16 protein-coding genes and 1 pseudogene are annotated in these 16,889 nt (G+C 37.3%); 4 read left to right on the top strand and 13 right to left on the bottom strand.

Annotated elements, in window-relative coordinates; translation table 11 throughout:
• Window positions 1-93: 93 nt before the first annotated feature.
• Together ACE3RB_RS04495 and ACE3RB_RS04490 are read left to right on the top strand one after the other, a co-directional pair.
• On the top strand, window positions 94-1,020 hold the full coding sequence (locus ACE3RB_RS04495; RefSeq protein WP_374463110.1) for a DUF3078 domain-containing protein: 927 nt from the start codon (window positions 94-96) through the stop codon (window positions 1,018-1,020).
• Between the two features lie 226 nt (window positions 1,021-1,246).
• Complete coding sequence (locus ACE3RB_RS04490; RefSeq protein WP_374463109.1) at window positions 1,247-2,170, top strand: DUF3078 domain-containing protein; 924 nt, start codon at window positions 1,247-1,249, stop codon at window positions 2,168-2,170.
• Between the two features lie 68 nt (window positions 2,171-2,238).
• On the opposite strand, the gene sufD is transcribed toward ACE3RB_RS04490, so the two are convergent.
• From sufD to ACE3RB_RS04465, 5 genes are all read right to left on the bottom strand, one after another.
• Window positions 2,239-3,546, bottom strand: a complete 1,308-nt coding sequence (sufD, locus tag ACE3RB_RS04485; RefSeq protein WP_374463197.1) for a Fe-S cluster assembly protein SufD — start codon at window positions 3,544-3,546, stop codon at window positions 2,239-2,241.
• 158 nt (window positions 3,547-3,704) lie between these two features.
• The gene (gene sufC, locus ACE3RB_RS04480; RefSeq protein ID WP_374463108.1) at window positions 3,705-4,448 is read right to left on the bottom strand and encodes a Fe-S cluster assembly ATPase SufC; all 744 of its coding nucleotides are present in this window, start codon (window positions 4,446-4,448) and stop codon (window positions 3,705-3,707) included.
• An 18-nt stretch (window positions 4,449-4,466) separates the two neighbouring features.
• Window positions 4,467-4,973, bottom strand: coding sequence for a GNAT family N-acetyltransferase (locus ACE3RB_RS04475; RefSeq protein WP_374463106.1), 507 nt, complete (start codon window positions 4,971-4,973; stop codon window positions 4,467-4,469).
• A 4-nt stretch (window positions 4,974-4,977) separates the two neighbouring features.
• Complete coding sequence (gene sufB / locus ACE3RB_RS04470) at window positions 4,978-6,426, bottom strand: Fe-S cluster assembly protein SufB (protein WP_374463105.1); 1,449 nt, start codon at window positions 6,424-6,426, stop codon at window positions 4,978-4,980.
• A gap of 83 nt (window positions 6,427-6,509) precedes the next feature.
• The gene (locus ACE3RB_RS04465) at window positions 6,510-6,839 is read right to left on the bottom strand and encodes an iron-sulfur cluster assembly accessory protein (protein ID WP_002982371.1); all 330 of its coding nucleotides are present in this window, start codon (window positions 6,837-6,839) and stop codon (window positions 6,510-6,512) included.
• A gap of 213 nt (window positions 6,840-7,052) precedes the next feature.
• On the opposite strand from ACE3RB_RS04465, the gene ACE3RB_RS04460 reads away from it, so the two are divergent.
• Window positions 7,053-7,976 (top strand): GLPGLI family protein, encoded by a 924-nt coding sequence (locus tag ACE3RB_RS04460; protein ID WP_374463104.1) that lies wholly within the window; start codon window positions 7,053-7,055, stop codon window positions 7,974-7,976.
• 12 nt (window positions 7,977-7,988) lie between these two features.
• Window positions 7,989-8,828 carry a GLPGLI family protein gene (locus ACE3RB_RS04455; protein ID WP_374463103.1) on the top strand — a complete coding sequence of 280 codons (840 nt, stop codon included), beginning with the start codon at window positions 7,989-7,991 and terminating at the stop codon, window positions 8,826-8,828.
• A gap of 57 nt (window positions 8,829-8,885) precedes the next feature.
• On the opposite strand, the gene ACE3RB_RS04450 is transcribed toward ACE3RB_RS04455, so the two are convergent.
• The 8 genes and pseudogenes from ACE3RB_RS04450 to ACE3RB_RS04415 all read right to left on the bottom strand — a co-directional run bounded on the left by ACE3RB_RS04450 (window position 8,886) and on the right by ACE3RB_RS04415 (window position 16,877).
• On the bottom strand, window positions 8,886-9,749 hold the full coding sequence (locus tag ACE3RB_RS04450) for a neutral zinc metallopeptidase (RefSeq protein ID WP_332388641.1): 864 nt from the start codon (window positions 9,747-9,749) through the stop codon (window positions 8,886-8,888).
• 65 nt (window positions 9,750-9,814) lie between these two features.
• Window positions 9,815-11,893 (bottom strand): LTA synthase family protein, encoded by a 2,079-nt coding sequence (locus tag ACE3RB_RS04445; protein WP_374463102.1) that lies wholly within the window; start codon window positions 11,891-11,893, stop codon window positions 9,815-9,817.
• Window positions 11,894-12,057: 164 nt separating this feature from the next.
• Window positions 12,058-12,576: a 6,7-dimethyl-8-ribityllumazine synthase gene (gene ribH / locus ACE3RB_RS04440; protein ID WP_065400059.1), complete on the bottom strand. Its 519-nt coding sequence runs from the start codon at window positions 12,574-12,576 to the stop codon at window positions 12,058-12,060.
• A gap of 3 nt (window positions 12,577-12,579) precedes the next feature.
• A complete protein-coding gene (locus ACE3RB_RS04435; protein ID WP_374463101.1) occupies window positions 12,580-13,287 on the bottom strand; it encodes a tetratricopeptide repeat protein in 708 nt (235 codons plus the stop codon).
• A gap of 114 nt (window positions 13,288-13,401) precedes the next feature.
• Window positions 13,402-14,412, bottom strand: coding sequence for an SMP-30/gluconolactonase/LRE family protein (locus tag ACE3RB_RS04430; protein ID WP_374463100.1), 1,011 nt, complete (start codon window positions 14,410-14,412; stop codon window positions 13,402-13,404).
• 131 nt (window positions 14,413-14,543) lie between these two features.
• On the bottom strand, window positions 14,544-15,107 hold the full coding sequence (locus ACE3RB_RS04425) for a Crp/Fnr family transcriptional regulator (RefSeq protein WP_374463099.1): 564 nt from the start codon (window positions 15,105-15,107) through the stop codon (window positions 14,544-14,546).
• Window positions 15,108-15,137: 30 nt separating this feature from the next.
• Window positions 15,138-15,674, bottom strand: a pseudogene (locus tag ACE3RB_RS04420) (adenine phosphoribosyltransferase).
• A 3-nt stretch (window positions 15,675-15,677) separates the two neighbouring features.
• Window positions 15,678-16,877 (bottom strand): hypothetical protein, encoded by a 1,200-nt coding sequence (locus ACE3RB_RS04415; RefSeq protein WP_374463098.1) that lies wholly within the window; start codon window positions 16,875-16,877, stop codon window positions 15,678-15,680.
• Between the last annotated feature and the right edge of the window lie 12 nt (window positions 16,878-16,889).

Here is a 16,889-nt window from a genome sequence, read left to right as displayed (position 1 = left end):
AATTAAACTTTATTGAAATGGAATTCTTTAAAGCTGAATGTATCGTTTAAAAAAATTATATTAATACTTTTGCATTGAAAATTATTTAGAGTAATGAAGAAGTTTTTATTGATTCTTTCCTTTTTTGTAGGAATGTATGCAAGTGCTCAAGAAGAATTGAAAAAAGATTCCGTGGTGGCAGACACAGTAAAATACTGGTCAGTAATAGGAAAAAACACATTGATGATTAACCAGGCCGCATTTTCAAATTGGGTTGGAGGTGGAGCCAATAACGTAGGTTGGCTTGCCGGTGTCAATTACAATCTGACCTATGAAAAAGATAAAGATCTTTGGGAAAATATTATCATACTGGGCTATGGGCAGAATGACACGAAAGGATTGGGAATAAGAAAAACTCAGGATATCATTAACGTTTCTACCAATTATGGGCGAAAATTCTCAAAAAGCTGGTATTTCTCTATGGGAGCAGGGTTTCAGTCACAGTTTGCCGCAGGATATGAAGATGGAAACAATCCAGAGGCTAAAAAAATCTCAAACTTTATGGCACCAGGCTACCTGAACGTCGGGATGGGTATCACATACAGGCCAAATGATGATCTTACGGTTACCTTACGCTCTACCAACGCCAGATGGACATTTGTACTGGATAAAGACCTTCAGACGGCAGGAAGCTACGGTTTAAAGAATGATGGTGATACTTCATTACTGCAATTCGGTTTTCTGGGAACGGCAATGTACAAATTAAAAATCATGGAAGATATTTACCTGACCAATACAGCGTCTGTCTTCTCCAATTACCTTGACCATCCGGACAGATTGGTTCTGGCTTACGGGGCTTTACTGAACCTGAAAGTAAACAAATATATTTCATCCAATGTGACGTTGGATTTGCTGTACGATCATAATCAGATAGAAAAGACACAGCTGAAACAAACCTTGGGAATAGGGTTCGCTTATACACTCGATAATGGGGTAAAGCGTTCCGACCGGAAAGACAGCCAGTGGTGGATCAAAAAATAATAAAGAACCATAAACTAATAAAGAAAGCACTTCAGAAATGAGGTGCTTTTTGCTTTTAAAATACTGTCATTTTAAGTTGATTTAAGTTTGCAGGGCAAGGGGGTAAGGTTTAAATAATTAGTTTTCATAGTATTAGAGGAGGAAAATCAGCAATGTTAAATTCATTTTAAAGTGAATTTTATAAAGACGTAGATTATTATTTATACATTTGTATTAAATCGTTATTATGAAAAAAATTTTATTGATCAGTTCTATCTCTTTCGGAGCTTTAGCGCTGGCTCAGGAGACGAAAACAGATGCTCCGGCATCAGACACTGTGAAAGCCTGGTCTATTCAGGGGCAAAATACATTAATGCTTAATCAGGCTGCCTTTTCCAATTGGGTAGGTGGGGGAGCCAACAACGTAGGATGGCTTGCCGGAGTTAATTACAATCTGACCTATGAAAAAGGAAAAGATCTCTGGGAGAATATTATTATTCTGGGTTATGGGCAAAATAATACCCAGGGAACAGGGGTAAGAAAAACCCAGGACGTTATCAATCTTTCAACCAATTATGGTAGAGAATTCGCCAAACACTGGTACTTCTCTGCAGGCGCAGGACTTCAGACCCAATTTGCTCCCGGATATGAAGACGGGAATAATCCGGATGCTGCCAAAATTTCGAACTTTATGGCGCCTGGTTATCTGAATTTAGGAGCTGGTGTTACTTACCGCCCTAATGACAACCTTACAGTAACTTTACGTCCGGCGAACGCCAGATGGACATTTGTTTTAGACAAAGATCTTCAGAAAGCAGGTACTTATGGTCTTAAAAATGATGGAGATTCTTCTCTTTTCCAGTTCGGTTTTTTAGGAACGGCTATGTATAAGCTGAAAATTATGGAGAATATTACCTTGCTGAATACAGCGTCTGTCTTCTCAAACTACCTTGATCACCCGGACAGGCTTGTTCTGGGATATAGCGGAGTTTTAAGCATGAAGATCAATAAGTACATTTCTACCAACGTTACCCTTGATCTCTTGTATGATCACAATCAGATATGGAAGACGCAGCTGAAGCAGACACTAGGCGTAGGATTGGCTTATAATTTTGATAATGGTAAAAAACGTTCAGATAATAAGGATAACCAGAGCTGGTTAAAAAAATAAAACGACTTATCATAAAAATAAAAAAGCACTTCATTTGAAGTGCTTTTGTGTATCAATATATATAAGTCTTAAAATTCTATATCAACTTCTAATTTCTCAGCCAGTAGCTTTGAAATTTTTTCTTTCAGAGGTTCTATATCAATATTCTGCATTGCATCATTTGCGAAAGCATATAGAAGTAACGCTTGCGCTTCTTTTTTAGAAATTCCTCTTGCTCTCAGGTAGAATAAAGCATCTTCATTCAATTGGCCTACTGTACAGCCATGAGAACATTTTACGTCATCAGCAAAGATTTCTAACTGAGGTTTTGTATCAATACTTGCCCCTTCACTTAGCAATACGTTGTTGTTCTGCTGATAAGCGTTTGTCTTCTGAGCAATTTTATCAACAAAAACTTTTCCGTTGAAAACTCCGTGAGCATTGCCGTCGAAGATTCCTTTATAGTTCTGATAACTTTCACAGTTCGGGAAGTTATGGTGAACTGCTGTATGGTGGTCTACCAGCTGGTCTTTTCCGATGATCGTGATTCCGTTCATAAATGAATTGATATTGGATCCGTTATGAATAAAATCAAGGTTGTTTCTTACTAGTTTACCTCCGAAAGAGAATGTGTTTACAGTGGTTAAACTGTCTTTCTCCTGTTTTGCAAAAGTATTATCGATAAGATAAGTTGTATTATTATCGTTCTGAAGTTTGTGCCAGTCAGCTTTTGCATTGGGATAAGTAAAGATCTCCGTAACAGAGTTGGTCAATACATAAGTGCTGTCAAAATTATGATGGCTTTCAATCACTTCTACTTTTGCTCCTTCTTCTACAATCAAAAGATTTCTTGTATTGTAGAATGTATTTTCCTCCTGATTCTGGGAAATGTAAAAAACGTGGATTGGCTTTTCAATGACTACATTTTTAGGTACTTTCAAAAAGAAACCATATTTGCAGTAAGCAAGGTTTAAGTTTGTGAAGGCCTGTTCTTTAGAAGCGATGGTGTTGAAGTATTTTTCAAAAACCTCTTTGTGCTTCTCATCGTTCAATGCATAGTTGAAAGAAAGGAACTCTACGTTTTCAATAGAAACTTTTGAAAGTTCTTTGTGAAGTTTGCCGTTTACAAAAACAATCCAATCAAAATTTTCTTCTCCAAGATGCAGCTCATCAAACTGCTCTTTAGTGATATTATGGTTCTCTTTCGGGAAGAAGTTGTAGCTTTTTTCCGTGATCTCCTTTAGATTGGTATATTTATATTCTTCGTCTTTTTTAGTAGGAAAACCAATATTGGTAAATCTTTGAAGCGCCGTTTTTCTTTCATCATCCAGAAATCTGTGACGAAGACTCTCCAAAAACTCATTATGGTTCTCTATAATTTGTTCTTTTAATGCCATTACTGGTATATCTGTGGTTTGCACCATTTTTTCTTTTTTTTGAACTAAAATATTGTTATTCCGAGGAATAGGAATCCAATTTTTACTTTAGAGATTCATATTTGCTGCACTTCATAAATGGTTGCCATAATTTCAAATCTCAAATAGTAAATTTCAAATTAATTTAAAAGCCAGTCGTAACCTTTTTCTTCAAGTTCTAACGCTAAAGACTTATCACCTGTTTTGATGATTTTCCCGTCTGCTAACACGTGAACGAAGTCAGGCTGAATATAATTAAGCAATCTTTGATAGTGTGTAATCAAAAGTACTGCGTTTCCTTCGTTTTTAAAATAATTTACTCCGTCTGCTACAATTCTTAAAGCATCGATATCAAGTCCTGAATCGGTCTCATCAAGAATAGCCAGTTTAGGATTAAGCATCATCATCTGGAAAATTTCGTTTCTTTTCTTTTCACCTCCTGAAAATCCTTCGTTCAGAGATCTTGAAAGAAAATCTTTTTTGATTCCCAGTTTTTCAGATTTCTCACGGATTAAGGCAAGCATTTCTTTTGCAGGCATTTCTTCCAGTCCGTTTGCTTTTCTTGTTTCGTTCAAAGCAGCTTTGATAAAGTTCGTTACAGAAACTCCCGGAATTTCCACAGGATACTGGAAAGAAAGGAAGATTCCTTTGTGAGCTCTGTCTTCAGGAGCATCTTCACTGATGTCTTGCCCTTCGAAAAGGATCTCTCCGTCAGTTACTTCGTAATCTTCTTTTCCGGCGATTACAGAAGAAAGAGTAGACTTACCGGCTCCGTTTGGCCCCATGATAGCGTGAACTTCGCCTGGCTTTATTTCAAGATTAATCCCTTTTAATATTTCTGCACCATCTTCAATTTTGGCGTGAAGGTTTTTAATTTCTAACATTTTATTTGCTTAAACAAATTATTTTTGAATTCTATATACTAAACTTTCAGGTTGATCAGGAACGTCATTTAGGGTCCCGATTTTGATCATACCTGCCTTTTCCAAAACTTTAACAGAAGCTATATTACCGGGACGGACAACAGCAAATATTTCTTCTTTATTGTCCTCATTAAGCCCAAAATCTATAGCTTTCCTGGTGAATTCTGTAGCATATCCTTTCCCCCATGCCTGGGAAGCAAAACGATAGCCTAAATTCAATTTTTCTTTTTCTCCGTAGAGTTTATAGCTAAGACCTCCAAAACCTATTATATTTTCAGGACATTCCTTTTCAGTAATTGCCCAGCTTCCGAAATGATACTTTTCCCAGTGTTCAAGCATTTTGGTAAATGTACTTTCTGCTTTTTCAAAACTCATGGGTCCGGCTGGATTATGAATATTGGTTTCAGGGTCATGATTAATTTCGAAGAATTTTTCAAAATCTTCTTTTGTCGGTTTTCTTAAAATTAATCTTTCTGTAGCTAACATATTTTTATCCTACTGATCCTTCTAATGAAATTTCAAGTAGTTTCTGTGCTTCAATAGCGAACTCCATTGGAAGCTTATTTAAAACCTCTTTACTGAAACCATTTACGATTAAGGCAATAGCTCTTTCAGTATCAATACCTCTCTGGTTACAGTAGAAAATCTGATCTTCCCCGATTTTTGAAGTGGTTGCTTCATGCTCCAATTGTGCAGTAGGATCTTTGATTTCAATGTAAGGGAAAGTGTGTGCTCCACATTCATTACCCATCAATAAAGAATCACACTGGGAGAAGTTTCTGGCTCCTTTTGCAGAAGGCATTACTTTTACCTGTCCTCTGTATGAATTCTGGGATTTTCCAGCAGAAATACCTTTGGAAATGATCGTAGATTTGGTGTTTTTACCAATGTGGATCATTTTTGTTCCTGTATCTGCATATTGGTGATTGTTCGTTACAGCGATAGAGTAGAACTCTCCGATTGAATTGTCACCTTTTAAGATACAGGAAGGATATTTCCATGTTACTGCAGATCCTGTTTCAACCTGTGTCCAGGAGATTTTTGCATTTCTTTCGCAAAGCCCTCTTTTGGTTACGAAGTTGAATACCCCTCCTTTTCCTTCTTCATTACCTGGGTACCAGTTCTGTACGGTTGAATATTTAATTTCAGCGTTGTCTAGTGCAATCAGTTCCACTACTGCAGCGTGAAGCTGGTTTTCGTCTCTTGACGGAGCTGTACATCCTTCAAGATAAGAAACATAGCTTCCTTCATCAGCTACAAGAAGCGTTCTTTCAAACTGTCCTGTTCCTGCCTGGTTGATACGGAAATAAGTGGAAAGTTCCATCGGGCATTTTACCCCTTTGGGAATATAACAGAAACTTCCGTCAGAGAATACTGCGGAATTCAATGCTGCATAAAAGTTATCTCCTCTCGGAACTACTTTTCCAAGATATTTTCTTACTAAATCCGGATGGTTTTTAATAGCCTCAGAAATTGAACAGAAAATAATTCCTTTTTCTGCCAGTGTATCCTGGAAAGTGGTTTTCACAGAAACTGAGTCCATTACGATATCTACAGCAACTCCTGAAAGTCTTTTTTGTTCCTCGATATTAATCCCTAGCTTTTCGAATGTTTTCAATAATTCAGGATCTACCTCATCAAGGCTTGCCAGCTCGGGCTTTACTTTAGGAGCAGCATAGTAACGGATTGCCTGAAAATCTGGTTTTTCATATTTGATATTGGCCCATGTAGGTTCTACCATTTTCTGCCAGATTTTGAAAGATTCCAGTCGCCATTCAGTCATCCATTCCGGTTCTTCTTTTTTAGCAGAGATCGCACGGATGATATCCTCATTTAATCCAGTCGGGAAATCTTCATAATCTATTTTGGTTTCCCAACCGAATTCATATTTTTTATTTTCTAGATCGACTCTTAAATCGTCTTCTGTATATTTACTCATTATAATTTTTTAGATTTCAGATGTTAGATTTCAGAAGTCAGAATAGCTCTGAGGTCTGAAATCTAGGATCTAATGTCTTTTCTCTAAAGACTAAATGATTCCCCGCACCCACATGTTCTGGATGCATTCGGGTTGTTAAAAACAAACCCTTTTCCGTTCAATCCTCCTGAATATTCAAGAGTTGTTCCTGCTAAATAAAGGATGGATTTTTTATCTATAATAATTTTAATGTTATTATCTTCAAAAATCTGATCTGCGTCTGTTTTTTCGTTGTCAAACTTTAAAACATACTCTAAACCAGAGCATCCGCCGCTTTTCACCCCTACTCTTATATAATCTTCAGCAGGGTTAAAACCATCTTCCGTCATCAACTGGATGGCTTTTTCCTTTGCATGGTCTGATACTTTTATCATTGTATTTATTTAGAATGATTTAATGATGCAAAAATACGAACTAATTTCCGCAATCTCAAATCGAAGATATCTATTTTAATGATTCTGATATTAATAGGGATTTTTAAGACAACGATTTATGTTAAAAACAGATAAATTTCTTCTCTTTATGTGAAGATTTCATTTGTAATTTTAACCTTCTGAGGTATTTCCGATCTATAAAGAAAATTAGTAATGGGACAAAAAATCATAACTTTTTTTGTGTTGTTTTTTACTGCAATATCTTATGGGCAAACCACAAGATTTGTTTATGAAACGCTGGTAAACCCGGATTCAATCAATCTGGTAAGCATGAAAAGTGAGAGAACTTTTCTGGATATTAAAGAAGGAAATTCCTTATTTATCAGTGAAAATAAACTGAAAAGAGACTCTCTTCTTACTTCTGTAAGATCAGAAACGAAAGAAACAAGAAAAGAAGAAAAAGATTTTTCAAAAATAGAAGGAAGAAAATATTTTGAGCCTACTTTTTTTGAATATTTTATTACCAAAGCTATTCCGGAACAGAAAGTGTATTACTATGAAAAGGTTGCCGGAAAACAAATTTACTATCAGGAAGACAGACCTGTAAAATGGGAGGTGACAGATGTTGTTGAGAGACAGAACGGGTATTCTGCCCAAAAAGCAGTTACAGAGTTTGGCGGAAGAACCTGGACTGCATGGTTTACCAAAGAAATTCCTTTCTCTGACGGGCCGTACAAATTCTCAGGATTGCCGGGCCTGATTGTAAAGCTGGAAGATGACAAAGGAGATTATAAATTTGATCTTGTTAAAAAGATTAACATTAAAAATGCTTTTGAAGAACGGATTGAGTCGGATGCCAAACAAAGTACAAGGATAAATTTTCATGGAGATAAAGCAGCCCTGGAGCTGGAGTTTGGTAAAAGCAGAAAAGCAATGGCAGGAAATACGAATTTTGGAGGAGGAAAACATGGTGGCACGGGCGGAATGAGTGGCGGAGGAATGAGTGGCGGTGGCCATGGTGGTGGAATGCACAGAGGAATGGGTGGTGAAAATCAAGGAGTACCGGTTTCAACAGGTTCGTCTGAAGAAGTTCCTTCTTTGACCAATACAGCCCAGAATCCAATTGAATTAAAATAAATAAAAATATAAATGAAAAAATTAGGTATTATCGCATTGGCACTCTTCATACAGAATGTTTTTGCACAGACAAACAGGTTTGTGTATCAGGTGACTATGAAGCCGGATGCAGAAAATAAAACAGATATTAAGACAGAAAATGCTTATCTGGATATTTCCCCTGAAAAATCGGTGTTTTACTCTGAAAACAGAATCAAAAGGGATTCTATTATGCAAAAGGCATTTCAGGGCGGAGGCGGAAGAGGAAGTATCAACCGGGATCAGATGGAAAGTCTGAGGTCCAATATCAACTATTCTGTAGAAAAGGATAAGACAAACCAAAAGATCTACTTGAAAGACAGAATCGGACGTGATATTTATTCGTACGAAGAAGACAGACCGCTGAACTGGAAAATAGAGTCAGAAACAAGAAAAATAGGAGAATATAAAGTTCAGAAAGCAGAAACCGATTTTGGAGGCAGAAAATGGACCGCATGGTTTACCACGGATCTTCCTTATCAGGACGGTCCCTATAAGTTTGGTGGACTTCCAGGATTAATTGTAAAAATAGAAGATGACAAAGGAGATTATTCTTTTGATCTCATGAAGAACTACAAAATTGCAGAATTTCCTACTTTGAACCAGTTTGGAAATACTTTAAAAGTGAAAAGAGCAGATTTTGTAAAACAGCAGCAAAAATTTAAAACAGATCCAATGTCATTTATGAATCAAGGTGGTGGTATAGCTGCACCCATGAGAATTGGAGGCCCTGGCGGGGGCGGAAATCAGAATCCTGCCGATATGAGAAAGAGAATGGAAGAGCGGATAAAAGAAGAAGCAAAGAAAAATTCTAATCCGATCGAATTACAATAATAAAAAATGCGGACTCACACTGAGACCGCATTTTTTTTATCTTAAAGTTTTATAAAATTATTTCAACAGCTGGTTGAAAGTATCACCCTGTCTGATATCGCCGGTGTTATACCCTTTCATAAACCATTCTTTACGCTGTGCAGAAGATCCGTGAGTAAAGCTTTCCTGATTTACATATCCCTGTGCTCTTCTCTGGATATTATCATCTCCAACAGCTTCTGCAGCATCTATAGCAGATTCAATATCTCCGGGCTCCAGAATATGTTTGCTGTCATTGGTTCTTTTCGCCCACACTCCTGCATAGAAATCAGCCTGTAATTCTGTAGCAACGGAAACTCTGTTCATTTGTTCTTCAGAATATCTTCCGCTTCTCCTTAAAGCATCTACTTTTTGAGTCGTTCCCAAAAGAGTCTGAACATGGTGTCCTACTTCATGCGCAAGAACATAAGCCACTGTAAATTCCGTTACTTTGGCGCCGAACTTTTGCTGAAGTTCATTGAAGAAGCTCATATCCATATACACTTTCTGATCAGCCGGGCAATAGAATGGTCCCATGGCAGACTGCGCTGTACCACATGCTGAAGAAGTTGTATTTTCGAAAAGAACTACCTGAGGAGCACTGTAAGTCATTCCATTTTCTTTAAAAATTTGATCCCAGGTAAGGATATTCCATTTGGCCATCATGTCAACCATTTCTCCGACTTGTTTTTCACCGGCAGTCAGTTCTCTTTGTTCGCCTGTATTGCCTGAAGGCTGCATGCTTCCGGAATTCAAAATACCGGATGGGTCACCTCCTAAAAAGAACACGATGGCTGCTATAATTAAGGTTCCGAGTCCGCCTCCTACAATCATACCGCCACTTCCGCCTCCTGAACCACGGCGGTCATCAACGTTTCCGCCTCTGTCGTCTGTCCATTTCATACTAATAAATTTATCGGTTAATTTAAATATTTTACACCAGATTATAAGCGAAAATATTTAGATATTTATCTGTTAAGTTGCTTCGTTTTTAACCAGTAAGAAGTGGACTGATATGCTGATACAGCGTCATCTACCAGTTTCTGATCTGGATTTTTTAATAATTTTTCGTCGTAATACAGCTTAAACTCAGGCGCAAGATCACTCTTCTCCAGTTCCAGAGAATATTGTTTTACCTTTTTTACCGGAGAAATAATAGTCAGATGTTCATCTTTTATAAGGCCCAGGTCCTGATAGGTTGCCACATAAGCTTTAGGCTGGAACTCCGGTTTGAACACATCCTGGCCAAGGAATTTAGACTGATAGCTGAAATTTAACAATCCGAAAAGGGTAGGCATTACATCGATCTGAGACATCAGTCCATTGAATTTTTGCGGCTGAATAAATCCTTCTGAGAATACCAGCGCAGGAATTCTGTATTTATCCATCGGAAGCTCTGTTTTGCCAGCACTTGACGCGCAGTGGTCTGCAATGATCACAAAAACCGTGTTCTTATACCAATCCTGCTTCTTAGCCATCTCAAAGAACAGTTTAAGCGAGTAGTCTGTATATTTTACACCGCCTTCACGGGATTTTGCTGTTCCCGGAATATCGATTCTTCCGTCAGGATATGTAAACGGTCTGTGATTGGAAACCGTCATCCAGTGATTGAAAAACGGTTTTCCTGATTTCGCTTCAGCATTCATTACCTGAATTGCTTTTCTGGCCATATCCTCATCAGCAACACCCCAGACATTGGCAAAAGTAATTTCTTCAGGTTTAAAGCTGTTTCTGTCTACAATACCATATCCGTTTCCTCCGAAGAAATCCTGCATATTATCGAAATAGCTGTAACCTCCGTATAAAAATTTGACATCATATCCCTTGGATTTAAAAACATTTCCGGTTGTGAATTTATTCTTATTGTCATCTCTTTTGATGATACTTTCTCCCGCAGTTGGAGGAATACACAATGTTAAGGCTTCCAGTCCTCGTACGGTTCTGTTTCCGGTAGCATAAAGATTGGTAAACATCAGAGATTTTTCTGCAAGGCTATCCAGGAAAGGGGTAATTTTCTGTGTATTTCCATAATGTTCCATGAAATCTGCAGAAAGGCTTTCGATAGAAATCAATACTACATTCTTCTTCATTTCCGGCTGTTCAGCAACAACTGCTCTGGATAGTGTATGCTGCGGATATTGGCTCAGGAAATTCTTTTCAGCCTGCTGCTGGTTAATCTGTGAATAAAACTGGAAATAATCCAGCTCATTATGAGTAAAGGCCCAATAGAACTTAGGAAGTCCGTTCGCTTCAATTTCGTCAGCAAAAACATTGTCTGACCGGATCTGCATTAAAGAAGGTATAGCCAGTGCACTGAGGGCACAAAGCACCATAAAACTACCGAGAAGCACCATCTTTTGTTTAAAATCAGGAAGGTCCAGAAGTTCATCTTTCGTTTTCTTATAAATAAACCATGTTATGGCGAGCGTAACGATCATAATTGCAGAAAACAATGGAATAACAGGATAACTTTCCATGATATTTCCGATCACCTCATTCGTATAAATAAGATAATCTACTGCAATAAAATTATAACGTACCCCAAATTCATTGTAGAAGAAATATTCACTTACACCATTGAAAATAATCAAAAGAACGTATAAGAATAGCGTAATGAAATAAAGTGTATTACGGATTTTAATTCTTTGTGAAGGAAGAAAAAGCATCAATCCGAAGAAAAGAGTTTTTATTCCTACGAAGGCAAGAGCGATTTCCATTACAGAGCCTCCGTATTGCTTGAAAATATTGTTCGGTACAAGCCAGATATAAAGGAAGAACAGCACCAATGCTCCCAAAATAATGGAGCCGTAAGGTTTTTTATATTTCGAATTGGAAAGGAAGAGGAAATAAAGGGCGAGAATGGAGCTGGCCAATATGAAGACAAAAACGTCATTTACCAGACCTATCAGCAGAACCTTTACGACTTCGAAAAATCCAAAACCAGCCGTTGTAATAGGATGAAAAAAGAATATTGTTCTTATTATCAATGAAATAATAAGATAGAAAATTCCTAAATAAAGGAAGGGTTTTATTTTTTTTAAAAACATGTTTAGCTGTTTTTATTAGTTTTCACAAAGATAGTTTTTGTAGAGAACTTTTGACGGAAAAAAACAAAAACATCCTTTTTCTTAATGAGATTTATGATTTATTAATATTCAATAAAAAAGGACTATTAAAAATAGTCCCATAATATTTTGAAAGTGAATCCCGGTTAAGAGTGTCCGAAACCGATATTCCCTTTTTTATCAGATAATTTCTTTTTGAAATCAATCATTCTAAGAGCCGTTACGGCTGCTTCCACACCTTTGTTTCCAAGATCACCGCCGCTTCTTGCAATAGATTGTTCTTTGGTATCATCTGTCAATACACAGAAAATAGTAGGAGTATCAGTCATAATATTACAATCCTTGATTCCCTGTGCTACTGCAGAACATACGTAATCAAAATGCGGTGTTTCCCCACGGATAACGCATCCGATAGAGATTACTGCATCATATTTCCTTTCTTTGCAAAGCTGCATACTTGCATAGCTTAATTCAAATGCGCCCGGAACCGGGAAAAGCTTGATGTTTTCAGGTTTTACACCTTCTTTTTCAAGAATTTCCAAAGCTGCATCACGAAGATTGTACGTTACAAAATCATTCCACTCAGAAAAAACAATGCCGATAGAAAAATCTTCGGCATTAGTTATATGAAGTGGCTTGTAATCAGAAAGATTAACTGTTGCCATTTTTTAATAATATTTAGTCATTTCAATATAAGAATCAGACATTCCGTTGTCGTAGTCCTGATATTTTTCGTCAATTGTAGCGAAGTATTTTTTAGCTTCTGCATTTTTCTTTAACCCTAATGCAACGATACCTGCTTTTCTCGTGAAATAATAAGCTGTATAAGGATCATCCGATGCTGATACTGCCTGGTCTAATAAAGAAAGAGCTTCGTCATTTTTGTTAAGACCCGATTTTGCATCAGCCATAGCTCCATACTTCATTGCCATCAGAGTTTTGTTTTTGGAAGAGAATTTATCCAAAAGATCGTAAGCTTCCTGGAATTTTCCTTCTTTGAATTTTAATAACCCGGCATTGTAAGCAGAAAGTTTACCGATTTCAGTAGAAGAATATTCGTTAGCAGTCCCTATAAAGCCAGGATTAGCAGCAGATTTTCCGCCTAAAGCATCTTTATCTTTACCTTCTGTAAGGTTTTTCTGAGCAGCAAGGAAACTTTTTACAGCTTCAGCATTCTTTGGCGCAATTACAAATTGCTTATAAGCAAAGAATCCTAAAACCCCTAAAAGCAATGCTCCAAATATTAATCCCAAAGGTTTTGAATATTTTTCAACAAATCTTTCAGTGTTTAATGCTTCTCTGTCAAGGTCTTTAAAGAACTCAACCGTTTCTTTACCTTCTTGCTCGTTCTGAGCACTCTTTCCCAATTTTGCCATAAGTTTTTAAAAATTGAAATGCAAATTTAATTGTTTCTGAATGATTTACAAAATATAAATTATGATTATTACTTTTTGTGGCCTTAAATATCAAAAGATTCCGTGGTTTTGTTTTTAAAACTTCAATTTAAATATTTTATAAGTGCTTCTTTTTTCTTTCGGTAAGTGTATTTGAGATGTCGTGAAATAGAGGTTTCCATGGGTGTCAAAAGCAAATGAATCAGGCCATTTTATGGCTTCATCCTGTATTACTTCAGTGAGAATGCCTCTTTTATTTATTTTACTGATGGCATTTTTTTCTAGGCTGCTGAGAAAAAGTTCTCCTTTTTTATTGAAGATGATTCCATCATTGGCTCCGGTTTGTGCATACTTCTCCACTTTTGTGCCCAACATGGTGTCGGAAATATTTTGATCCAATAACGATGAAACTGGAATTCTGTAGATGTTTTTGCCCATCAGTGAACAATAATATAAATATTTCCCGTCAGGATCAAGTTCTATTCCGTCTGAATGTACAGGGTGCTTTCTTTCATATCCTTCTATTACAATTTTATCTACTTCTGTCAAGGTAGAATAATGATTGGCAAGAACCCTTCTTACTTCATTGGTATTTAAGTCCAAGATAACAATGCCACCTACCTGCGAGTCTGTAAAATAAACAGCATGATTTTTATGGTCTATCCTGAAATCATTTAAATAGGCCTTGCCGGTTATTTTTTCTACAGGTAAAAAGTATTTGTGTATAAGAATATTATTATTGGGATCAAAGCAAAACAAACGGGCTCCTTTTGTTGAATCCGTTGAAAGCTCATATCCGGTATCCAAAACCCAAAGTAAGTTTGTATCATCTACATACATGCTTTGAACACATATAAACTGATTGTTGTCTGTTGTGTTTCCTGCCCAGCTATTCCAGTGAAGGTCAGGAAAGGGAATGGTTTTCCCATCAATAATTTCTGCAACGGAAACGGGTGTTTCCTGAGACCACCTCGGGAAATTGACAAAAACACGGTTGGTTTTTGAAATGGCGATGCCGGTCCATAGCTGCTGGCTTTCAGCAAAGGTACTCATCTGAACCTTGCGGCTTGTCTTCTGAGCATAAGCAGTGATGTTTATTATAAACAAACACAGGAGAATCATTTTTTTCAGGGTGTACATATCTACATCAATTTTTTAGTGAAATTTTACTACAAAAATGGATGTATATGATGAAATGTAAAAGGACGAATGTCACGAATATTTTGTGATGAATATCACTATTTTGAATGCAGGCGACTCAGAGATTCCCTTGAAACACCAAGATAAGAAGCAATTATGGCTTTTGAAACTCTTTGAAAAAGGTCAGGATATTGTGCAAGGAGAACTTCATAGCGTTCTTTTACATTATCGGATAAAAAGGAGAGCATTCTTTTTTGCAGGGCAACAAATCCGCTGTTGGCTTTTTTCCTGAAAAAATGCTCTACTTTTTGCATTTCCCTGCACAGTTTTTCCCGGTTTTCATAAGATAAACAAAGGAGCTCTGTATTTTCGAGGCAGTCTACATTCAATATGGCTTTTGTATGGGTAAAATAGGCCTGATAATCTGTAATCCACCAATTTTCCATCGCAAACTGTATAATGTGCTCCTTTTCTTTTTCATCAGTATAGGAAGCCTTCAATAATCCTTTTTGTACCCAATAGGTATGATGAACATTATCATCTTTTTGAATGAGGTACTGATGTTTTTTTAATTTTTTTGCAGTGAAGTGAGAAAGGATGTAGGCAAATTCATCATCAGTCAGATCAATGATCTCCTCGAAATGTGCTCTCAGATTTTCCATTCCAGACCTTTAATGCTGATTGTGTAGTATTTAATATTCTAAAATATGGTAGACTTCAGCACCGAATTTTTTCAATTTCTCATCACCTCCCAGTCCTTTTAAGCCAATCAGAAAGCTGAATTGTGAAACGGTAGCTCCTTGTTTTTCTACCAGTTTGGCAGCCGCCTCAGTAGTTCCTCCTGTTGCTAAAAGATCGTCGTGGATCAAAACTCTTTGTCCTGGCTTTAACTGTCCTTCACGGGTTTCGATAATGGCACTTCCATATTCCAGATCATATTCTTCCGAAATGATGGGAGGGGGAAGTTTTCCGGCTTTTCTGATCAGAATAAACGGAACTTCCAATGCCACAGCAATAGCAATTCCAAAAAGTTAACCACGGCTTTCAATTCCGCAGACTGCATCTATTTTTCCTTTACTGAAAGCTGCAAGATCTGCAATTACCTCTTCATAAAGTTTTGGGTTTAAAAAGATAGGTGAAATATCCTTAAACTGTATTCCCGGGATCGGAAAATCGGGGATGTTTTCAATTGTTTCTTCTAATTTGTTGATCAGTTCTGCTGAAGCCATTTATTAATTGATTTTATAGCTGGAAATTTTCCAGTCTCCGTTTACATTTTTAAGCCCGAAAGTTACTTTTAGGGAAGTAGTCTTTCCGCTTTTATCCGTTACATCATAAGTAGCATTTACGCTGGCGCTGTTGGCTGTAGCACCGCTTGTCGTAATATTCTTTACGCTCACGTTTTTCACAGACCCGAAACCTGAAGTAGGGTTTGAGAAAGATTCGTAGCTTCCCCAGCTAGGATTGCTGGATGTTTCATAGGCTGCTTTTAAATTCTGAGAGCTCACGCTGTTCAAAAATTTGCTTACGGTATTTTTAGGATCTGTGGTCGGCTGTTTTGGTGCAGCTGGTGCTGCAGGAGTAGCCGCTGCAGGATCTGTAGTGGTTCCGGAAGGAACTGTTGGGTTATTTGGATCTACCACTGCGCTTGGCTGTTCAGATACAGCTGTTGAATCTGTTTTTGGAACGGCAGGTACTTTCAGGGCTGCTGCATTTACATCAAGCCCGATTTTTGACATTTTGAAAGTCTTAGCCGTAGTCTTTACAGAAACCGTAATGTCTATTTTATTATCCACTACTTTAGAAGCAGGGATAGAGGAGAATTTCAGGTTGAAACCTTTGAAGTTGTTATCCTGCATCAGGTTTTTGGCTGTTGCCAGTCTTACACCGTTACTGAAGACTTCAAGAGTAGCTTCAAGGCCGGCTCCAGTAAATGATACAGGGTTTCCTGCTGCGTCTACAAGTCTCGGAACAATCTGGATGGCTGTAGGTGCTCCGGTTCCGTCATCACCTGTAGGTCTTGTCACAAGGCTTAATGATCCTGCTTTTACATCATTAGGATCACTTTCTTTAGCTTTATCATCCCCGAAGATATTCATTTCTCCCAGTGATGGAGGGGCAGTACTTGCCCATTCGATTCCGTTTTTCTGTGCAACTTCATCAGCCAGAGCCATAATCTCAGGAACTTTTTTCCCGTTGATCAGTTTTCCAAGGGCTTTCAGTTCATTGATATCACCATCAGCTTCTACTCCAAATGTTTTAAGAATATAAAGAGCTTCATTAAACTTAATCTGTTTAATGGTAGGTAAACTGGAAGTCATATCGTTGATACTTGACTGCAGTGTTTTAGTATTCGTAGCATCTACATGATCTTTCTTGCATGCTGTAAAAAGCAACAGGCTGAAAACAAGTAGAAAAGAAAACTTTTTCATTTTTATTTGGTT

It is taken from the genome of Chryseobacterium sp. (genome assembly GCF_041914225.1).
Classification (GTDB): Bacteria; Bacteroidota; Bacteroidia; order Flavobacteriales; family Weeksellaceae; genus Chryseobacterium.
This window is presented reverse-complemented; position numbering and strand designations above follow the sequence as displayed.